The following is a 20,060-nucleotide window of genomic DNA, read 5'->3' on the forward strand; positions in this document are numbered from 1 at the left end:
ATCAGCTTCTCGCTGATCTCGTTGACCCTCGCCGGGTCATGGCCTTTCTTCGGTGACACCGTAGTCATTATCGGTGAAACTCCCTCTCAATCAGAGCCTCACACACAAACTTCCTGACACCCTCCCTTACCCCAGTGTATGCCCGATGCCGAAAAATTGGCTGAGCTACGACCAACAAGTAGATCTACTCATCCAGCGTGGTATGCGCGTAGATGACAACGTCGCTGCAAGCGAGTTCCTATCGAGGGTCAATTACTACCGTTTCTCTGGGTACTTTCGGCATTGGCAGCATGACCCAGCAAAAGGCGACAATCGATTCTTTGAAGGCACTTCATTCGACGATATTCGTTCGCTTTACGATGCCGAGCAAGAACTTGCGAGCGTTTGTGATGAACTGCTGCACCCTCTGGAGATTCTTCTCCGCACCAAGTTCGCTTATGCCTATGGTCGACATGTTGGGGTAACCGGAATGTTCGCTCGCGGTGAGGGGTTTACTCAATCGCCCCAACAGGACGCTGAACGCGTCGAAGAGCACGCGCTTTCCAACCTAGATCGCAGCAAAGAAGCTTTCGTCGCTCACTACCGCGATGACGTCAAACAAGGTCGCACTTACAAGCCTGAAGCCTATGACCGAATGCCGATATGGGTTGCTGTGGAGGCATTCTCATTTGGAACCTTGTCTCGTCTCATAGAGGCTTCCGGAGACTCTGGCGTACTCGACCACATCGCAGACTCGATGAATACATCGCGCAAATTGCTGCCCGGCCAGGTCAAGTCATTCGTATACTTACGTAACCGAGTAGCCCACTGCGCTCAACTATGGAACCATCGTGTGCTTGATGTTCCCGGTCTACAACCGAAAACTTCAAGACGAATCAAGCGCACTTACCGCAACTTCTCGGATCACTCGGTTTACAAAATCCTTGTTGCTCTTGACGACGTCGCTACCCGTTCAGGCATTTCGACCAACTGGCTAGAAGACACAATCGAGCCGCTATTGGACAACCACCCGTTGCTCGCGAAAGGAATCACCCAACCGGCGCGATACGGGGAAATGCCCTCTAACACCCTTATCGACTAGTCCTTTGTGTCCTCGAACGTGGTCAGCAGCCCTACCCCTGCTTGGTCACGTTCCAGCGCACGCCGAACTTGTCCTCCACCACGCCGAAGTGGTCGCCCCACGACGCGAGGGCGAAGGGCATGACGGTGTTGCCGCCGTCGTCGGCAAGCGTTGCGTAGAGCGCCTCACCTTCCTCCGGCGTCTCCACGTACGCGGTGAAGCCGAAGTCGCCCCGGTTGAGGCTGGTTTCATTGCGCTCGAGGTCGTCTCCGCCCGAAATGGAAAACGGACCGGTAAGCGTGGCGTGGGCGATAGCCTCGCACGGCGGGTCGAAGGGGAACTTCACCCCTTGATCCAGCTGTTCGCCGTAGGTGAGCAGCTCAAGATCGCCGCCGAAGACGGATTGGTAGAACTCCAGCACCTCGCGTGCGTTGCCGGGGAAAGAAACATAGAGCTGTGTCGTCGTTGCCATGTGCGCCGAATCTAACAGGACATGAGAAACACCCGCCGACGCTCGACGGGTGTTTGGGTGGAGACAACCTACGCGGTCTTCTCCTTCGAACGGTCGAAGGCCAGCAGAATCAGGCCAACGACGATCCAGCTGCACAGGACGATCCAGGAACCCTGCGCGTCCGCGCCGTCGAAGAAGCTCAGCGAGCGCACGAGGTAGCCGGTCGCACCAATCGGCATGAGCTGGCCCAGTGCGGACCAGCCGGCCGGCAGCAGCCATGGGCCTGTGGCCAGGCCGGCCAGCGGGTTAGCCACAAAGATGGTCAGCACCGCGCCGAGGCCAGCACCCGGCACGCCAAGAAGTGCGCCAAGACCGGCGGTGACCGACGAGGTTGCGGCGATGCCGGCAGCGATAGCCAGCCACTCCATGCCCACGCTGCCGCTGAGCGAGCCGTAGATGCCGTGCAGCATCCAAACCGCAACACCCGCGCCGAGGATGGGCACACCCGTGATGACTGCGACCTTCGACCACTTGCGGCCACGAAGCAGCACGGTTGCAAGCATTCCGGAGATCACGCCACCGAACGCGAGCGGCAGGCCGAGCAACGCGAGGCCCTGGGCCTGCGGGTCATCCTCGGTCGTGGGGGCGAGATCCTCGGTCTCCACCGGCATGCCGGAGGACTGCATGTTCTGGGCAAGGCCATTGAGCATCTGCACGTACGGTGCACCGTTACCGGAAGCGGTGTAGACCGTGGCGCTGCCCTGCCCGATTGCGATCGCGCCGACCGCGTCGCGGTTTCGCACCATATCTTCAGCCTCGTCCTGTGAGCTCACCACGACGAAGTCCGGGTGCTCCTCCTGCTGCTCCGCCTGAGCACGCAGCTTCTCAACGACCGGCTCCGGCCCCGCCACTGCCACCGGCACCCCGTCCGGGCCGGAGGCGAAGGTGGGCGCAAGAAACGCCCACAGCATGAGGCCGAGGATTATCGGCAGGCCCAAAATCAGGGCGATGGTCTTTTTCACGGTGCTGTTGGTGTTGTTGATGCGGCTGCCATCGGTGGTGGCGGTTTCCTGTTGCACCACGGTTGTGCTCATCGTTTCCTCCAAGTGGAACAGACTGTTTCGCTTTTACGAAGTGGATCATATTGTTTCATTTTTCGGTTGTCAAGGGTAAAGTGCCGGATATGCGAAAAGATGCTGCTGAAAACCACAAAGCGCTTGTAGAGGCGGCCACGACGCTCATTGCCCAGATGGGGCCGAAGGTCTCGCTGCGCACCATTGCGAAGGAAGCAGAGGTGGGTGTTGCCACCGCGAGCCGCCACTTCCCTACCAAGGATGACCTCTACCGCGCGGTGCTGGAAAACATCATCGACAAGATGCGCGCGATCGTAGACAAGCACGTTCCCCGCCTCCCCGGCGCCCCCGAGGCGACGTGGCGCTGCGCCATCACTGAGATGGTGGACAACGGCTTCCCTGCCGTCGGCCAAGAATTCCTGCCCGTGTTCGCACCCCACATGGGCCAAGAGGAACGAAACATACTGATAGAAAAGGTAAAAGCCCTCTACCGTCCCCTCCTCACGGAGGCGAAAAAGTACGGGCTGTGCCCCGGCGACCTCGACGTCCCAGACTTCCATTTCGGCATCATCACACTGTCGCGGCCGCTGCCAACCATCGCAGAAGAGGTGTTCGCCCGTAGCAGGGGGTGGCTCGTAGACGTGTTTATCGACGGGCTGCGGGCGCAGGCCGAAGGGTCACAAAGCAACCACTCACAAAGCACAATCGTGTAATTCGTGCCACAATGCGGCGTTGTGAGGATCGAGAAGCAACGCTCCCGAAAACCGTCCAGCAATCCGAAGTACGCAACCTCCCCCTCCACCACCCACTACCGCGGCACGTCGCCGGCACGCATGCAGGCGTCACGGTTCCGCAATAAGCAGCGCATCCCGATGACTCCGGCGTATTAAAGGCCGTTACAGGAGTTCGTCGATAAGCGAGCGCACACGGGCGTCAATGTCGTCGCGTACGAGGCGCATGCGCTGCATGCCTTCGATGCCGCGGAGCGAGGGTTCGTCGGTACGCCAGCGCTCCAGCGTGCCGCGTGCGTCGTCGGGCATGTCCACCTGCGCGTCTTCGCCGAGCACCACAACGCGATCAACGCTGCGCAGCAGTTCCGGATCGATGGGTTTGGGCGTGCCGCGCGACATGTCGGCGCCGGCCTCTGCGATCGCCTCGACCGATTCCTGGTTCAGCGACGTGCCAGGTTTGGTGCCCGCGGAGTGGATGCCGAGCTGGCTACCCGCGTGCTTCTCGGCGAGCGCCGCCGCCATCTGGGACTTTCCGCCGTTGCCGACGCACACAAACAAGACTGAGGGCTTCATAACGTCTCCTTAGGACAATTTGGGCAGGGTTGGGTCACCCGGGAACAGTTTCGGGCCGATCCCACGCATGAGGTAGACGAGGCCGACGAGGATAGGGATCTCGATAAGCGGCCCGATGGTGCCGGCCAGCGCCTGCGCGGAGTTCGCCCCGAAGGTACCGACCGCCACGGCGATGGCCAGCTCGAAGTTATTTCCTGCGGCCGTGAACGACACCGACGCCGACTGCGCGTAGTTCATCCCCGACATCTTCGTGACCACCAGCGCGAGGGCGAACATGCCCACGAAGTAGATCAGCAGCGGCACCGCGAGACGAGCCACGGTCCACGGTTGGGAGGTGATTTGCTCGCCTTGCAGGGAAAACAGGAGCACGATGGTATACAGCAGGCCGAGCAACGCCAGCGGGGAGATCGCGGGCAAGAAGGTGTCCTCGTACCAGGCACGGCCCTTGGTCTTCTCACCGATGAGTCGAGAGAGCACTCCGGCCAACAGCGGGATGCCGAGGAAGACGAGCACGGAGGTGGCGATGGACCAGAAGGAAAACTCGGCCGAGGTGGTCGCCAGCCCCAGCCAGGAAGGCAGGATCTGGAGGTAGAACCAACCAAGCACGCTGAACATAATCACCTGGAACACCGAGTTGATGGCCACCAGCACGGCCGTGGCCTCCCGGTCACCACACGACAGGTCCGACCAGACGAGCACCATCGCGATGCACCGAGCCAGGCCGACAATGATCAGCCCCGTGCGCAACTCCGGCTGATCAGGCAGGAAGATCCAGGCCAGCGTAAACATGAAAGCCGGGCCAACCAGCCAATTAAGGACGAGGGAAACGCCCATCAGGCGTTTATCGGCGACGATCTCCCGGGTCTTGTCGTAACGGACTTTCGCCAACGGCGGGTACATCATCACCAGCAAACCAAGGGCGATAGGCAGGGATATCCCGCCGACCTCCAGGGCGCCTAGAGCGTCACTAATACCGGGGAACGTCCGGCCCAGGAGTAGGCCAACAGCCATGGCCAGAAGGATCCACACCGGCAGGAAGCGGTCTAAAAAGGACATGCGCGGGCGATGGGAAACAGTCATAAGACCCCTTTTACATATTGATGGTTATCGATACTAAAAATAATCTTCATATAGATGACCGTCAATATAGGATGGCAATTATGACCCTCCCGCAGATCCTTCCACTCACTGATCTTGCCTCCTGTTGCTCACTCGGTTCTGGCCCCCTGACCGAGCAACAGGCCGAGCGTTATGCCACGTTGTTCAAGGTGCTGGCCGACCCTGCCCGCCTGCGGCTGCTGTCGAGGTTGGCGGCCGAGGGATGTGGCCCGGTCAGTGTCGGGGAGCTAACAGAGAGGTCTGGGCTGAGTCAGCCAACTGTGTCTCACCACCTCAAACGATTGACTGAAGCCGGCCTGCTAGAGAAGGTGCGAGTAGGCCGGACGGTCACCCACCAGGTCCGCCCGGAACTGTTCGCAGAGCTGCGCACCGTTCTGCAGATGGACTGACCCGCCACCGACGAGCAGGAAACGATCACGCAGGTGATCACCAAGCACGCCGAGACGATCATCGTGCCGCTGCGCGGGGCGTGTCTGCACCGGGTTCTAAGCTGGGGTCAGCGCCTGCTTGAGGCGGGCGACGTCGCTAAAAAACACAGCACCACAACCACAACACCACACGAAAGGCGAGAGCATGACGGAAGAGACGAAGAGGAACGAGTCCCTAGCGGAGGCAATGGACACCGCCTACGAGGCCGGCATCGAGATGCGCCGCGCGGTGATGGGCGATGATTTCGTGGACGCCGCGCTGGAGCGCAACGCGGGTAAGGACGGCGAGGAGCTGCAGAAGCACATCTCCGCGACCGTCTGGGGTTCCATCTGGAACCGGCCCGGCCTGGAGAAGCGGGATCGCAGCCTGCTGAATATTGGCATGCTCGTCGCGCTGCGGGCCACCGGTGAGCTGCGCGGACACGTCCGCGGCGGCCTGCGTAATGGGCTGACCCGCGAAGAGATCACCGAAGCCGTGCTGCACACCGCCGGGTACTGCGGGGCGCCTGCAGCACTGAGTGCGATGAAGGTCGTCCAGGAGGTACTGGAGGAAGAGCTCGGGCCGAAGGGAAGCTAGCCCAGCGCGCTAGCTGCCCAGCGCGCTAGTTGTTGAGCGCGTCCTCCAGGTAGCGGTCGCGACCTGCCCACAGGCCGGCGAGGAACTGCAGCACCACCAGGGCCACCAGGCCAGCCATGACGACGGACCACGGCTGGGCCACTCCCCCGCCGGAGAGCACGTCGTGCAACGCGCCCGCGCCAACCGGGCCGATCGCGGAGCAGGTATAGCCCGCGGTCTGGCTGAGCGCGCCCAGCCCCGCCGTGCCCGCCACCGTGCGGGTGCGCAGCATCGCCAGGGAGAACGCAATACCCGTGGCAGTGCCGTGCCCAATACCGAAGAACACCGCGAAAGCCATGCCCAAGTGCGCTGGCGCGAAGTACATGCCCGCCAGGCCCACGCCCAGGCCCACCGAGCCGATGGAGGTCGCCCACACCTGGCTGCGGGTGCGGTGCACAAAAATGCTCACCGCCAGGGCGCACGGGATGGCCACGAGGTTCACGACGGTGAGCATCTCGCCGCCCGCATTCTCCCCGCGTCCCTGCTCCAGGAACATCGTCGGCAGCCACGCGTTGACCGTGTAGAAGAGCACGGAGAGCACCGCGAAGTACACGCTCACCGCCCACGCCAACGGAGAGCGCAGCATGCTGCTCATCGCGATTGCCGGTGGGGCCGCCTTCGCACTAGATGCCGCGCCGGAGGCTGCATTGGAGGCATCGGCGGGCTCCTCCCCTGCGCTGGCACCCTCCGCAGCGCCCGACACCCCGCTATTCTCCGTGAGCTGCACCGTCGCCGCCGGGGTGCCCGGCCGCAGCTTCACGCGACCAACCTGCGGCAGCCACAGCGGCAACGCAATCACCGCGAGGATCCCCCAGCTCAGCAGCGCGATCCGCCAGGACCCCGTGGCCCGGGCGATCGGCAGCGTCAGTCCACTGGCCAAGGCCGGGCCCGCATACAGGCTCACGGTGTACACGCCCATGAGAATGCCGCCCTTATCCGGGTAACGCGCCTTAATAAACGCCGGCAACAGCACATTGCCGATCGTGATCGCCACGCCCACCACGGCCATGCCGATGAAAAGCGCAGTAGCGCTAGGCACCAGGCGGATCGCGAACCCCACCATCAGGATCACGAGGGCCGCCAGGATGGTGCGGGCCAGCCCGAACCGACGTCCCCACCCTGGGGCGCGCATGGAAAGAAGGACGAACGCGAGCAGCGGAACGGTCGTCAACAGGCCCGCCGCGGTGGCGCCGAGCGCGAGATCACTACGGATATCGGGGATCACGAAGGCCACGGAAATGATCGCCGGGCGCAGATTCAGCCCGACAAAGAAGATCCCCAGCAGGGCGATCAACATGCTGGGGCGGGCAGCGCGCTGTGCACGCCCTGCGGGTGCGCCAGTGGGTTCGGTCATCTCGCGTGGCTCTCCTTCGCTCGTCTCGGGGGTTGGTGGCCGGTGGCTGATTCTCACCAGCGCCTGCCGGCAGCCCCAAGCAGCTTAGTCAACGCTTAAACCGCCTCAACCAGGAGGCGTGCGCCTAGGCGAGCAGGTACTCCTGCGCGAGCACGACCGCCGCCATCAGCAGCACAAAGACCCCGAAGGCGCGCTTCAACTTCGCCGCAGGGATGTGGGAGCCCAGCAGCGTGCCAAGGATCGTGCCGGCCATCGCGAGCCCGGTGAGGCTGCCGAGCGCCTGCCAGTCGACGTCCACGTGGAGGATGTGGGAGAAGAACCCCGAGGCCGACTGCATCGCCACGACCAGCAACGAGGTACCGACCGCGGCGGGCATGGTGAAGCCCACGAGCAGTGCCAGGGCCGGGACGACGAGAAAGCCGCCGCCCGCTCCGACCAGCCCGGAGATCACGCCGATGCCGAGGGCTGCGAGGACGATCTTCACCTTCTGCGCCCGGGTCAGTGGCAGGCTCGCTGCGGTTCCTACGCTGCTCGGGGTCGCTTTCCCGTCCGTGGCGCTCGGTGCTGCTGGTGCGGACGGTTTCCTGCCGCGGACCATGCCGATGCCGGAGGCGATCATCACGATGGCGAAGATCGTCATGACGACGATGCCGGGCAGCAAGGCGGTCAGTTGCCCGCCCGCGAAGGCGCCCAGCATCGCCAGCCCACCGAAGACGACGCCCGTCCCCCACCGGACGTTTCCTTTTTTATGTCCCCGTTCCCGCTGTTCCTTGGTGGGGCGGGCGTGCAGGAACGTCGAGAACAAGCTGGTGATCCCGACGATGAACAGGGAGCCGGTGATGGATTCCTGGGTGGGCCAGCCCGCGATATAGCTGAGGATCGGCACCATGAGGATTGCCCCACCGCCACCGAAGAGCCCGATGGTGATGCCAACGAGGATGGCAAGGACGTGGGCGGTGATCAGTGCAGCGGACAATCTTTCACTTCCTGGCTCAAGGGTGGTGCCGAAAGTTCTCTCAACTCTTGTGCCATCCATGCTAGATGGAGCTGTGGGCGTGGCTCACCGCTGGCCTGAAAAATTGGGGTAGAAAGCGCAAAACCATCGAGCGGGGGGGGATGCTCGATGGCTTTACTTCCGGGGAGTCACATCCCAACCATCCTCATCAGGGGGGGTTGGAGGATATGCGGTTGGGCAGACATCAACCCGGCAAAAACGATAATAACGGTTTGGAAAAGATTTTAAAAGTCAACGCGAAATTTAATTTCATTTCGCCCGCGAATGCGCAGGTCAGCACCCGGAAATTTCTTTGTTTTTCTAGGCTGTGATCCTGCTCACTGGAGGGGTTAGACCTTGTTTTTAACGCGCCCTCCGGCCGGTACAGGCAGGTACAGCAAAACCCCGGCCGTACTATTGCCGGGGCGATACTGCCGGATTGCTATGTCCAGATGCGCGGGGCCTATCCCCGCAGGATGTGCGGAGCCCCCTTAGGCAACCGGGCCGCCGCAGTTCGGCCATGCGCCAGCGCCCTGGCCGGCCAGAACCTTCTCAGCAATCTCGATCTGCTGCGCCTTCGTGGCCTGGTCAGCGGTCGGTGCGTACTGCGTGCCACCGAAGCCCGCCCAGGTCTGGGCCGAGAACTGCAGGCCACCGTAGTAGCCGTTGCCCGTGTTGATGTGCCAATCGCCGCCGGACTCACATGCTGCGACCTGATCCCACTGGCCAACAGTTGCTGCGTTTGCCGTCGGTGCAACCAGTGCCGGTGCTGCGATCACGCCGGCTGCCATTGCGAGGCGGGTCAGGTTGGTCTTGACGGACTTGCGCATAAAGTATTCGCTCCTTCGTCTTTCGGTAACGATGTGGTTACGAGTTCGCCAACCTACCCACCACGCACCCCCGTCCGTCAAGCGAATTCGCGGAAATCTGGCTTTTCACCCTGCCCGCTGTTACCCATTCAGGCCTCTCACCTGCGCGTATCCAAATGCCCTGATAATTCCCTGATGATGCCGCTACGGTGCCGCGTCACTGTCCTTTTCCCTCACCCTTTCCGCAGCGCCCGCCGCCCACTGGCGAGAACGAAGGGCATCGCCAGGCGCATGAGGACCGCCTGCGCGCCCACCCAGCGCTGGAAGCGGCCGCCGAGCGCGGGGAACACGATCTCTGCTGGCCTGCCGAACAGCGGGCGCTTCTTGAAGGATCGGACGATGGTCTCGGCAATGACCTCCGGGCCCACGGACTTCTCAGCGAAAGCCGCCACCGCCGAAGGGTCGCGCTTTTCCTGTTCCAGCATCTCCGTCCGTACCCCGGGCGGGTGCACCAGTGTGAACGCCACGCGGCTAGCGCGCTCCTCGATGGCGACGGTGTTGATGAATGCGCGCAACGCATGCTTGGTCGCGCCATAGGAGGAGTAGCCGGGCAAGGGAAGGAAGCTCGTCATGGAGCACACAGTCACGATGTGCCCGCCGCGGTCCTTCATGTACCGCATGGCTTCCAGCGTGCCGTACATGGGGCCAAAGAAATTTACGTCCATCATCTGGCGGTGTTGATCATTTGTGAGGTCACGTGCCCAGCCGGTGTGGATCATCCCGGCGTTGTTTACCAGGATGTCCACCGGCCCGAGCTGGCGTTCCACCTCCCGGAAGACCGTGGACCACGCTTCTTCGTCGCGGACGTCGTGGTCCACACCGATGGCGCGGACGTTCCTGGGTAGTTCTTCAGCAACGGAGCGGGCGGCGTCGCCGTTGATGTCCGTGACGGCGACGTCGTAGCCAGCCTGGGCTGCTGCGCGAGCGGTTGCTGCGCCGATGCCGCGACCGGCGCCGGTGATCAGGACGACGCTCATGCTTATGCCCCCTCCAGGTCGATGATCTCGATGCAACCTTTGCGCGCGGGGCCACCGATCGTAGGGTCATCGTTAATCGTGGTGGCGCAGAACAACGTGCGTCCGTTATCGCCGCCCAGCTCCACGTCGAGCGTCTTGTTGCCGGTGCGGATGCGCTCCACGACATGCCCGCCGGGCTTTACGAGCACAACCTCCGCACGCGTGGCATTGGCAATCCAGATTGACCGACCGTCACTATCCAACGCAATCCCATCGGGGGCCAGCGAGATGGGCAGGGCGTTGGCGATGTGCGGGTTTTCCAGCACGCCGGCGGCCGTGCGGACGATGGTGCCCAGCGGTGAACCGGAGTTGAGCTGCTTCCACAGGAATTCGGGCATGAGCTTGGCGTACGGCCGCGGGTTGACCAGCACGCCGTCATCGTCAACATCGCATTCGGTCAACTGCAAGCGCAGGGTCTCGGCGATAACGACGGAGCCGCCAGGCAGTTGCACCGTTCCATTGGGGAAGAGCATGTCCGGGCCGGTTCCTGCAATCGTGCCGTCCGGGGCGATGCACACCACTCGCGTCGAGGGCGGTCCCGGTGGTTTGTACAGGTGGGAGTTCGCGTTCTCCCGGTGGAAGGCGTGGTAATCAAAACCGAAGTTGCCCACGTAGGCGTATCCATCAGGCGTGACCATCATGTCGTTGGCGTGGCCACCGCAGTAAGCACTGATATCTGCGTGTTGTGTCAGCTCGCCGTCGGTGCTGCGCCGCCAGATGACGTGCTGGTCCATGGAGACGATGAGCATGTCACCGTTGGGCAGAAAGCCCAGGCCGCCCGCGCGACCGGGGATTTCGCCCAAGACTTCTTCCCCACCTGATTTAGTCCAGCGGTGAAGAGTGCCGGTTGCCATGTCCACGAAATAGAGGGCCCCCTGGTGCCAACGGAGTGACTCGGGGACGCCGTATCCATCGAGAAGAACTTTCGTTGCCCTAACCATGCGCTCATAATATGTCCGGAAAAGCCGAAGCGGGCGGACTCCCCAAAGAAATCAGCCAGTTAGTGTGACAGCAAGGCCCCACATTTCCCAGACGCAAAGGAACCCCAGGCCTTGCGACCTGGGGTTCGTGTTGTGGAGCATAGGAGAATCGAACTCCTGACCTTCTGCTTGCAAAGCAGATGCTCTACCAATTGAGCTAATGCCCCGAACTTCATTCGAAGTGTGTTCGAATGGTGGGCCTAGGTGGACTCGAACCACCGACCTCATCGTTATCAGCGATGCGCTCTAACCGCCTGAGCTATAGGCCCTTCGAACAGGGACTAGTGTATCCATGCGATGCGCTATTAACCAAATCGCCAGTTCAGCCCCTGTTTTATGCAGTTTTCTTACCTCGGAGCGCGCGGCCTTGAGCTAGGCCTCTTCCGGCGCTGTCGACGTCTCCGGCGCGGCCGCGTTGTCCGGGACGGCCGCCGCGTCCTCCGCGCCCGCGACGCGCACCTTCAGCCCGCCGAGGACGTCCGCCGCCGCGTTGTACACCAGCGCAGCCAGCGGCACGATGCCCCAGACGACGAAGAACTCCAGCACGCCGACGAGCGCCACCGCGCCCAGCACGCCCCAGCCAGAGATCCCGCCGAAGCCCGCGATGTCGGCCAGCAGGGAGTTCATGCGGCCCCACACGCCGGCCACCGCCAGCACGAGCCACAGGAGCATCCAGGCCAGCACCCACACCGCGAAGGTGACACAGCCCGCCGCCAGGCCGAGCCGGCCGGCGGAGCGCACGTCGATGGACGTCAGCGTCAGCTCCCGTCCGCGCGGTGCCCGCGCCTTCCAGAACGTCGCCTTCTCAGACGCCGCCTCTCCGGTCACCGAAGTCTCGGCCACCGTCTTCTCGGCCCCGGCCGCGTCCTTGGCCGGTGCCGAATCCTTCTCGACCGCGTCAGCCGCCTGGTCGCTAGCCTCCGAGGTCACTTTCTCAGTGCCCTCGGGGGTCACTTCTTAGCGTCCTTCGGCTTCGACTCGACCTGGGCGACCTCTTCTTCCGCCTCTTCCTCGACGTTGCGGTCGACAGCGACGAGCTCAACTCCCTTATCCAGGTCGACCAGGCGCACGCCCATGGTGGAGCGGCCGGTCTCGCGGATCTGATTGACCTCGGTACGGATCACCCCACCGGCGCTGGTCATCGCGAGGATTTCGTCATCCTCGGTGACCGTCAGCGCGCCGATCAGCTTGCCGCGGGACTTCTGGTACTTGAAGGCCACAACACCCAGGCCGCCACGGCCCTTCGCCGGGTACTCCTCCATCGGGGTGCGCTTGCCGTAACCACCGGAGGTGGCGACGAACAGCGCGGAGTCTTCCTGCACGACCGTCATGGCCAGCAGCTGGTCCTCACCGCGGAAGCGCATGCCGTACACACCGGCGGTGGCCCGGCCCATCGGGCGCAGCGTCTCGTCGTCGGCGGTGAAGCGCATGGCCTGGCCCTCCTCGGAGACGAGCAGCAGGTCGTCGTCCGCGGAGCACAGCTGCGCGCCGATCAGCTTGTCGCCCTCGTTGAGGTTGATGGCGATCAGGCCGGAGGACCGGGTGGTGGCGTAGTCCGTGAGGCGGGACTTCTTCACACGGCCCTGCGCGGTGGCGAGCACCAGGTACGGGGCGTCCTCGAAGGACTGGATCTGAATGACCTGTGCGATCTGCTCGCCCGGCTGGAATTCCAGCAGGTTGGCGACGTGCTGGCCGCGTGCGGTGCGGGTCGCTTCCGGCAGCTCGTAGGTCTTCAGGCGGTACATCCGGCCCATGTTCGTGAAGAACAGGACCGTGTCGTGCGTGGAGCAGACGAAGAAGTGACGGACGACGTCGTCCTGCCGCAGCTCGGCACCGCGCACACCCTTGCCGCCGCGTCGCTGGTTGCGGTAGCTGTCCACCTTCGTGCGCTTCGCGTAGCCGGTCGAGGTGATGGTCACGACGACGTTCTCGCGGGCGATGAGGTCCTCTTCGGAGACGTCGCCGGTGGCGGAGACGATCTGGGTGCGGCGTTCGTCGCCGTACTTCTCAACGATCTCGGCGAGCTCGTCGCGGACGATGGCGCGCTGGCGCTCCGGCTTGGCGAGGATGTCCTCGAGGTCGGCGATGATGCGCTCGAGCTCGGCCAGCTGGTCGATGATCTTCTGGCGCTCCAGGGCGGCCAGGCGGCGCAGCTGCATCGCGAGGATGGCGTTGGCTTGGATCTCGTCGACGGTCAGCAGGTCCATCAGGCCCTCGCGCGCAATATCCACGGTCGCGGAGTTGCGGATCAGGGCGATGACCTCGTCCAATGCGTCCAGTGCCTTGACCAGGCCGCGCAGGATGTGAGCGTCTTCCTCGGCCTTGCGGAGGCGGAACTGGGTGCGTCGGACGATGACGTCGATCTGGTGCTTGACGTACAGCGAGAGCATCTGGTCCAGGCGGAGGGTGCGTGGCACGCCGTCGACGATGGACAGCATGTTCGCACCGAAGCTGGTCTGCAGCTGCGAGTGCTTGTAGAGGTTGTTCAGCACCACGCGCGGCACGGCGTCGCGCTTCAGGGTGACGACGATGCGCAGGCCGACGCGGTCGGAGGACTCGTCGTCGATCTTGGAGATGCCCTTGAGCTTGCCGTCGCGGACCTGTTCGGCGATGGAGCTGACCAGGTTATCGGGGTTGACCTGGTACGGAAGCTCGGTGATGACGATGACCTGGCGGGAGCCCTCTTCCTCGATCTCGGCCTTGCCGCGCATGCGGATGGAGCCGCGGCCGGTGCGGTAGGCGTCGTCGATGCCCTTCTCGCCGACGATGAGGCCGGCGGTCGGGAAGTCCGGGCCCTTCACGAAGCGCATGCAGGCCTCGAGGGCCTCTGCTTCCTCGGCCTCTGGGTTCTCCAGGAGCCAGTAGATGGCGTCCGCGAGCTCGTTGAGGTTGTGTGGCGGGATGTTGGTCGCCATGCCGACGGCGATGCCGCCGGAACCGTTCATCAGCAGGTTCGGGACGCGGGAGGGCAGGACGGTCGGCTCGGAGGTCTTGCCGTCGTAGTTCGGCTGGAAGATGACGGTGTCCTCGCGGATGTCGCGGACCATCTCCATCGCCAGCGGGGTGAGGCGGCACTCGGTGTAACGCATTGCTGCAGCACCGTCGTTACCGCGGGAGCCGAAGTTGCCCTGCCCGTCGACGAGCGGATAGCGCATGGACCAGGGTTGGGCCATGCGCACGAGGGTGGCGTAGATCGCGAAGTCACCGTGGGGGTGGTAGTTACCCATGGTCTCTGCCACTGGCTTCGCGGACTTGACGTATCCGCGTTCCGGCCGGTGGCCGTTGTCGAACATGGCGTAGAGAATGCGCCGGTGTACCGGCTTCATGCCGTCCCGAACCTCCGGGAGGGCACGGCCCACGATCACGCTCATGGCGTAATCGATGTAGCTGTTCTGCATCTCCTTCTGCAAGTCGATCGGTTCGATGCGGTCGAACAGGTTATCTCCACCGTTAGTATCGTCGCTCACTGGAGTTGGTGAACCTTTCTACTTGGAATAGACCCAACCATTCTACCACGTCAGCGCACAGTTTTTGAGCCCACGGACCGGTGGCGGAGATTCTTAAAAGCGCACACAACGTTTGCCGTGAAAACTATGATTTTCCCCGTGACTGTTGTGCAAAGCCCCAAGCAAGAAGTCTCCCGGGGATGGATCTCGCGCTTTGGCCTGATGTACCTCGGCCAGAACATCGCCTGGGCAGCTCCGACGAACCTTCTGCTCTCCGCCCAGATCCTGGTGTGGTTCCCGGAGGACAAGGAACGCCAGCTCGCACTGTTGATGACGGCCGGTGGGCTGGTCAGCCTGCTCGCCTCCCCGCTCGCGGGGATCTTCTCCGACCGGACGCGCTCCTCGCTGGGCCGCCGCACCCCGTGGATCATCGCGGGCATCACGATCTCCTCGGTAGCACTCGGTGTCGCGGGATGGACCGCAACACTTCCGGGGGATTCCCGCAGCCTGGGTTACGGCCTGTTGCTGGCGGCGTGGATGGTCTTCCAGTTCGCCATCGCCCTCGCGGTAACGCCGACGCAGTCCATCGTCCCCGACCAGGTCACCGATCGGCAGTTCGGCACCGTCTCCGGCGTGATGGGTATGACGTACACCCTGGGCATCGTGCTGGGCACCGCACTCTCCGTCGCGCTCCCCCGCCCCTGGGCCTACGCCGCTGTCATCGCCGTTCTGCTAGCGACGGCGGTGCCCTTCCTCACCCGCGACCGGGAGCCACTCCCTTGGCCCGCAGGCTCCGCCGACCCGGAAGCGGGCCTGGACACAAGCCCGGCGGCCAGCTCGGCCCGCGGTGCTGAACCAGCAGCTGAGCAGCCCAAAGCTGGTGCCGCGAGCGCGAAACCCACGGGCCTCGCCGCCGCCCGGCGCGTCATCCCCCACCCGAAGGAAGCCCCGGACTTCTACTGGATGTTCCTCACCCGCCTGCTGCTGATGCTGGCCCAAGCCATCGCGCTATTCTTCCTGCTCTACTACCTGCGCGACCGCATCGGCTTCCACGATCCCGAGCTCGGCGTGCTGATCCTCACGGCCGTGTTCGCCGGCTGCGTGGTCGCCACCGCCCTGTGGTCCGGCTGGTTCTCCGACAAGCTCGGCGTCCGCAAGCCCTTCATCCTCTTCTCCGCCACCGGGGTGGCCGCCGCCTGCGCGATGCTGGCTTTCACCAGCTCCTTCACGATCGTCGTCGTTGGCGCTGTGATCCTGGGGCTGAGCTGGGGCGTGTACCAGGCCATCGACCAGGCGCTCGTCAACGCCGTGCTCCCCACCGAGCAGGAGCGCGCGACCCACATGGGCCTGATCAACCTCGCCGTCCTGCTGCCGAACACGCTCGCCCCCTCCATCGCCGCGATCGCTCTCAGCCTGCTCGGGGGCTACACGGGGCTCTATCTCCTGGCAGGTGCGATGTGCCTGGCCGGAGGCGTCCTCGTCCTAAAAATCCAAGCCACCCGCTAAGCGCAAGACTGTCCACCCGACCGCGAGTAACAGACCACCCCACAACCCAAAGGAGAACACGATGCCAACCTCTCCCACCACCTTCCTGCCGCTGGGCAAGCTGATGATCGGGACGGCGACGTCCTCCCTGCAGATCGAGGGTGGCGACCGGAACAACAACTGGTACGAGTGGGCCCAACACCCCGGAACCATCGCCGACGGCACCAGCCCGCTGCGCGCCAACGACCACTGGAACCGGTGGCGGGAGGACACCGAACTCATGGGCTCCCTGGGGCTGAAAACCTACCGGATGGGCATCGAATGGTCCCGCATCGAACCCGCACCCGGGCAGTGGAACACCGCCGCTTTGGACCGCTACCGGGAGGAAATCGCGCTGGTCAGACAGCGCGGGATGGTGCCGCTGGTGACGTTGCATCATTTCAATAACCCGCTGTGGTTCCAGCGGGTCGGCGAATGGGAGAAGCCGGAGAATATCGCGCACTGGCTGCGCTTCGTGGGCCACGTAGTCAAGGGGCTATCCGACCTGGTCACGGACTGGGTGACCATCAACGAGCCGAATGTGTACGCCACCTCCGGCTTCCTCTTCCACGAGGCCCCGCCGGCGAAGAAGTCCTACCGGCTGGCGCTGAAGGTGATGCGGAACATGGCGATCGCGCACTGCCGGGCATATCGCCTCATCCACGGGATTCAGCCAGGCGCGCGAGTGGGCTTCGCGCACCACATGCGGGCCTTCGTGCCTGCTCAGGAGAGTAATCCGCTGCACCGGCTGGCCTCCCGGTCCAGCGCCTTCCTCTTCCAGGACGAGCTGAGCCACGCGATGCTGGGCGGGAAGTTCCGCGGCGTGCTGGGCCGCCAGCCTTCGGATATTTCCCCGGGCAAGTACTACGACTACTTGGGGCTGAATTACTACTCGCGCACGGCGTCGGCGGGCTTCGAGGACGGCACGCTGCCCGGCAAGCCGGTCAATGACCTCGGTTGGGAGATCTACCCGCAGGGCCTGATCGAGTGCGCCGGCTGGATGCACGAGCGCTACGCCGCGCCGATCTGGGTCACGGAGAACGGCACCTGCGATAACGGGAGCCCGACGAGTTTGGAGAACTTCCGCTGCCGTTTCATCTACGACCACTTGAGCGCGATTAGCGCCTCTGACCTGCCGTTTGAGCGCTATTACCACTGGTGCTTCGTGGATAACTGGGAGTGGGCGGACGGTGAGGCGCAGCGCTTCGGTCTCGTCCACAACGACTACGCCACGCAGATCCGCACACCGAAGCTCAGCGCCGAGTTTTTAAGCCGGATCATCGCCGAGGGCGGAATTTCCGGGGAGGCGAAGCGGGAGTTCGTCGACCCCCAGCGCTACCGCATCGGGTAGAGCCGTTTTCGGACCACCGCAACCAGGGACGGACGTCGCCCCCATCGAACCCGCCCGCGGTGAGGGAGGCCGTTTTTCTAGGACGTCACCCCGTCGGCGTCCCGAATGTTTCACGTGAAACAATGCGCCCCTGCCTCTGCCAGAATGGAGGGAGAAGAAAGCGCCGGCTCGAAAAGCCCAGCCAGAACACGAAAGGCAAGGTGCAGGCGAACAGCATGGCTCAGAACGTCCTCCCAACCCCACAGGCGGAATTCGCAGCCCTCGGCTTCTACGGGGAACCACTGGATCAGATGATTCAGCGGTCCTTCGAGGAGCAGAACCAGGGGCTTGCGAACGCGCACGGCTACAAGATGATCTCCCCGTACATCGACCCCTCCGGGGCGCGGATGATCCGCTTCATGGGGGACAAGAACTCCACCGTCGCGGTCTCCCTCATGCACCCCGAGACCACGGCCGCGCGGGTGGGTCTGATCACCCCGACGGTCGCGCTCGTGGATGTGCTCAACACCGAAGGCGAGATCGCCGCGCGCGTGACCTGCGCCGTTGATGACTTCTTCTCCTACTCGACAATCTCCGGGCCAGAGGTGGTCAAGGAGAGCAAGACCGCCGCGAACGCCGATGAAGACGGCATGATCCCGCTGGTGAACTTCTGCCTCACCGCAGCGCTGGGTGGTGGCAAGATGCACCTCTATCCCAGCGAGGCGGCCTGGCGGCAGGCCCACCCGGAGCACGTCCGCGAGGATGGTGTCATCACGAAGCCGCGGCTGATCTCCCCAGCTGCGCAGGCCTTCTTCGACGGCGAGACCAACGCGATAAACCCCTGGAACCACGTGCGGATCACCGTCGCCGGGATCCGGGGCGCGACCAATGAGCTCACTGGCAAGCAGTTCTTCGTCGTTCAGGACACCCCGAATGCCCGCGGCTTCGCGCTCACCGCCTGCCTGCCGGCGACCGAGGAGCTGAAGAAGCACATGCGCCCGGGCGTGGTTCTGGAGGGCCCGGCCGTGCTGATGGGGCACAACGCCACGCTCGCGAACCCGGCGGTGTCCGCGCCGGAGGACGACTAAGCGCCGACCGCGCTTGCTGGATAAGCCTTGGGCGCTGCCTCGGGCGCTTCGCTTAGAGGGTGCCGGGGCCTGACTAGGGCCTTGAACCCCTCGGGGCTAGGCCTCGACCGTGGCCTCGACCGTGGCAGCCCAGCGCTCGAAGCGGTCGGCCACGACCTGCGGCTGGCGCGCCCAACGATTGTGGCCGAGCTGCTCCACCTCCGTGGGGTACTCCTCCACCGCAACGCAGCCCTGCGGGAAGAGCAGCGCAAGATTCTTCGCGGAGTCGAGGGGGCAGTCGTCGTCGTTGGAAAAGCGCGTGAGCAGGATATTCGTATACGTATCCTTCATCGCCGCGACGTAGTCCATGTCCTGGCCGTGCAGGTTTTTAAAGCTATTGCGCTGCGCAAGTTTGGTCCATTCCAGGATGTGGTTGCGCGCCTGACGGCCGTAATTGGCGATATCCAAAAGGCCCTCCGGCTGGTAGCCGCGGGCCAACACGATCGCGCTCATCAGCAGGGAGCCAAGTTTGAGCTCGATGCGGGTGCGCCCAGTGAAGCCCCGGTAGTACGGGGTGCCGGTGCCAACACCCATGTAGCCCAGAACATTGAGGTCCTTGGCCTCCGGACGGGCCATGAACACCGCGGCCATCTGCCCACCCATCGAGTGGGTCAGCATGATCGTCGGGTACTTCTCCCCCAGCTCCAAGCGGCGCTTGACCGCGCGGATGGTGCGCGGGAAATCGGAGCTCGCCAGGTCGTGGTACCCCCAGTCCTGGGTGCGGCTGGCGGCGGCAGTGGACTCACCCTGACCGTGTAGCTCGCCGATGGCGACGATCCAGCCTCGGGTCGCGAGTTCCTTGGCGATCGGCTCGTAATACCGGGCGCCGACACCGAAGCCCGGCCACAGGATGACCAGGGGTCTCTTGCCATCATGGCCGCTCTCCGCGGCGGTGCGTGGCTCGGCTGGTTCAGCGCTCGTGGCGGAGCTGCCGGGCTTGCTACCGGCCTGGGCACCAGCCTCGGCGCCGGGCTGAGTCACAGCAGAGGCCGGGTTAGCTGGGGCTTCGCTGCCCGCTAGCGGTGGGGTGAAGATGCGCACGGCCGTGGTGGTGCCGTCCGCCATCTGCACGTGCACCCACTGGCGGTGCACGTCCTCGACGGAAACTTCGTTATTTTTGCTCACCCGTCACATGTTATGTGTGCCCCCGAACACATTTGCCTATATCAAAATAATGCTGTGGGCCTGGTGCCTCGAGTTCTCGTTGGGTGCCCGCCACCCGGCAGAGACTAAAGAAGAGCTTTCGGTCACGCTATACACCCAAGATTCGCCCAATAATCTTGGATACACCCGGCGGATTCTAGGGGTCGTTGCAACATTTCCTAGCTTTCAGCTAAATCTAACAGCTCCGCCATCCGCTCCGCAGGAG

At 63.7% G+C, this 20,060-nt stretch carries 21 protein-coding genes and 2 tRNA genes; 9 read left to right on the forward strand and 14 right to left on the reverse strand.

The genetic code is table 11. From position 1 onward, the window contains the following. Positions 1-145 precede the first annotated feature (145 nt). A complete protein-coding gene (locus QP140_RS08745) occupies positions 146-1,081 on the forward strand; it encodes an Abi family protein (protein ID WP_284759235.1) in 936 nt (311 codons plus the stop codon). Between the two features lie 31 nt (positions 1,082-1,112). Here QP140_RS08745 and QP140_RS08750 read toward each other — a convergent pair whose 3' ends face one another. Both QP140_RS08750 and QP140_RS08755 read right to left on the reverse strand, forming a co-directional pair. Next, complete coding sequence (locus tag QP140_RS08750) at positions 1,113-1,532, reverse strand: VOC family protein (RefSeq protein WP_038589870.1); 420 nt, start codon at positions 1,530-1,532, stop codon at positions 1,113-1,115. 68 nt (positions 1,533-1,600) lie between these two features. Continuing rightward, the gene (locus QP140_RS08755) at positions 1,601-2,605 is read right to left on the reverse strand and encodes an ABC transporter permease (RefSeq protein ID WP_284759242.1); all 1,005 of its coding nucleotides are present in this window, start codon (positions 2,603-2,605) and stop codon (positions 1,601-1,603) included. Positions 2,606-2,694: 89 nt separating this feature from the next. On the opposite strand from QP140_RS08755, the gene QP140_RS08760 reads away from it, so the two are divergent. After that, the gene (locus tag QP140_RS08760; protein WP_284759244.1) at positions 2,695-3,297 is read left to right on the forward strand and encodes a TetR/AcrR family transcriptional regulator; all 603 of its coding nucleotides are present in this window, start codon (positions 2,695-2,697) and stop codon (positions 3,295-3,297) included. 21 nt (positions 3,298-3,318) lie between these two features. Beyond that, positions 3,319-3,474 (forward strand): hypothetical protein, encoded by a 156-nt coding sequence (locus QP140_RS08765; RefSeq protein ID WP_158221608.1) that lies wholly within the window; start codon positions 3,319-3,321, stop codon positions 3,472-3,474. A gap of 6 nt (positions 3,475-3,480) precedes the next feature. Here QP140_RS08765 and QP140_RS08770 read toward each other — a convergent pair whose 3' ends face one another. Together QP140_RS08770 and arsB are read right to left on the reverse strand one after the other, a co-directional pair. Then, positions 3,481-3,888: an arsenate-mycothiol transferase ArsC gene (locus QP140_RS08770; RefSeq protein ID WP_038589864.1), complete on the reverse strand. Its 408-nt coding sequence runs from the start codon at positions 3,886-3,888 to the stop codon at positions 3,481-3,483. 9 nt (positions 3,889-3,897) lie between these two features. Continuing rightward, the gene (gene arsB, locus QP140_RS08775; protein ID WP_284759250.1) at positions 3,898-4,968 is read right to left on the reverse strand and encodes an ACR3 family arsenite efflux transporter; all 1,071 of its coding nucleotides are present in this window, start codon (positions 4,966-4,968) and stop codon (positions 3,898-3,900) included. 80 nt (positions 4,969-5,048) lie between these two features. Here arsB and QP140_RS08780 point away from each other — a divergent pair, with 80 nt between their 5' ends. Then, on the forward strand, positions 5,049-5,396 hold the full coding sequence (locus QP140_RS08780) for an ArsR/SmtB family transcription factor (protein WP_012359296.1): 348 nt from the start codon (positions 5,049-5,051) through the stop codon (positions 5,394-5,396). A gap of 226 nt (positions 5,397-5,622) precedes the next feature. Next, positions 5,623-6,012 (forward strand): carboxymuconolactone decarboxylase family protein, encoded by a 390-nt coding sequence (locus tag QP140_RS08785; RefSeq protein WP_371441319.1) that lies wholly within the window; start codon positions 5,623-5,625, stop codon positions 6,010-6,012. A gap of 25 nt (positions 6,013-6,037) precedes the next feature. On the opposite strand, the gene QP140_RS08790 is transcribed toward QP140_RS08785, so the two are convergent. Both QP140_RS08790 and QP140_RS08795 read right to left on the reverse strand, forming a co-directional pair. Further along, positions 6,038-7,405: an MFS transporter gene (locus QP140_RS08790; RefSeq protein ID WP_284759254.1), complete on the reverse strand. Its 1,368-nt coding sequence runs from the start codon at positions 7,403-7,405 to the stop codon at positions 6,038-6,040. 124 nt (positions 7,406-7,529) lie between these two features. Beyond that, positions 7,530-8,381: a sulfite exporter TauE/SafE family protein gene (locus QP140_RS08795; RefSeq protein WP_284759256.1), complete on the reverse strand. Its 852-nt coding sequence runs from the start codon at positions 8,379-8,381 to the stop codon at positions 7,530-7,532. Between the two features lie 65 nt (positions 8,382-8,446). On the opposite strand from QP140_RS08795, the gene QP140_RS08800 reads away from it, so the two are divergent. Continuing rightward, positions 8,447-8,731 (forward strand): hypothetical protein, encoded by a 285-nt coding sequence (locus QP140_RS08800; protein WP_284759258.1) that lies wholly within the window; start codon positions 8,447-8,449, stop codon positions 8,729-8,731. A gap of 159 nt (positions 8,732-8,890) precedes the next feature. Here QP140_RS08800 and QP140_RS08805 read toward each other — a convergent pair whose 3' ends face one another. The 7 genes from QP140_RS08805 to gyrA form a co-directional block, all read right to left on the reverse strand. Next, positions 8,891-9,229 carry a transglycosylase family protein gene (locus tag QP140_RS08805; protein WP_284759259.1) on the reverse strand — a complete coding sequence of 113 codons (339 nt, stop codon included), beginning with the start codon at positions 9,227-9,229 and terminating at the stop codon, positions 8,891-8,893. A gap of 212 nt (positions 9,230-9,441) precedes the next feature. Beyond that, the gene (locus QP140_RS08810; RefSeq protein ID WP_284759260.1) at positions 9,442-10,245 is read right to left on the reverse strand and encodes an SDR family NAD(P)-dependent oxidoreductase; all 804 of its coding nucleotides are present in this window, start codon (positions 10,243-10,245) and stop codon (positions 9,442-9,444) included. Positions 10,246-10,247: 2 nt separating this feature from the next. Further along, on the reverse strand, positions 10,248-11,225 hold the full coding sequence (locus QP140_RS08815) for an SMP-30/gluconolactonase/LRE family protein (RefSeq protein ID WP_284759261.1): 978 nt from the start codon (positions 11,223-11,225) through the stop codon (positions 10,248-10,250). Positions 11,226-11,358: 133 nt separating this feature from the next. Beyond that, positions 11,359-11,431, reverse strand: a tRNA-Ala gene (locus QP140_RS08820). Positions 11,432-11,456: 25 nt separating this feature from the next. Next, positions 11,457-11,533, reverse strand: a tRNA-Ile gene (locus tag QP140_RS08825). 103 nt (positions 11,534-11,636) lie between these two features. Further along, the gene (locus QP140_RS08830; RefSeq protein ID WP_284759263.1) at positions 11,637-12,218 is read right to left on the reverse strand and encodes a DUF3566 domain-containing protein; all 582 of its coding nucleotides are present in this window, start codon (positions 12,216-12,218) and stop codon (positions 11,637-11,639) included. After that, on the reverse strand, positions 12,215-14,731 hold the full coding sequence (gene gyrA / locus QP140_RS08835) for a DNA gyrase subunit A (RefSeq protein WP_284759264.1): 2,517 nt from the start codon (positions 14,729-14,731) through the stop codon (positions 12,215-12,217). Before gyrA ends, QP140_RS08830 begins: the two co-directional genes overlap by 4 nt. Before the next feature lie 138 nt (positions 14,732-14,869). Between gyrA and QP140_RS08840 the strand changes: the two genes are divergently transcribed. From QP140_RS08840 to QP140_RS08850, 3 genes are all read left to right on the forward strand, one after another. Further along, on the forward strand, positions 14,870-16,216 hold the full coding sequence (locus tag QP140_RS08840) for an MFS transporter (protein ID WP_284759266.1): 1,347 nt from the start codon (positions 14,870-14,872) through the stop codon (positions 16,214-16,216). A 61-nt stretch (positions 16,217-16,277) separates the two neighbouring features. Continuing rightward, complete coding sequence (locus tag QP140_RS08845) at positions 16,278-17,585, forward strand: glycoside hydrolase family 1 protein (protein WP_284759267.1); 1,308 nt, start codon at positions 16,278-16,280, stop codon at positions 17,583-17,585. A 215-nt stretch (positions 17,586-17,800) separates the two neighbouring features. Continuing rightward, complete coding sequence (locus QP140_RS08850) at positions 17,801-18,652, forward strand: hypothetical protein (protein ID WP_284759269.1); 852 nt, start codon at positions 17,801-17,803, stop codon at positions 18,650-18,652. A 96-nt stretch (positions 18,653-18,748) separates the two neighbouring features. Here the strand turns inward: QP140_RS08850 and QP140_RS08855 are convergent, their stop codons facing one another. After that, on the reverse strand, positions 18,749-19,816 hold the full coding sequence (locus tag QP140_RS08855; RefSeq protein WP_284759270.1) for an alpha/beta fold hydrolase: 1,068 nt from the start codon (positions 19,814-19,816) through the stop codon (positions 18,749-18,751). Positions 19,817-20,060 lie beyond the last annotated feature (244 nt).

Source organism: Corynebacterium sp. UMB9976, assembly GCF_030212265.1.
Lineage (GTDB): Bacteria > Actinomycetota > Actinomycetes > Mycobacteriales > Mycobacteriaceae > Corynebacterium.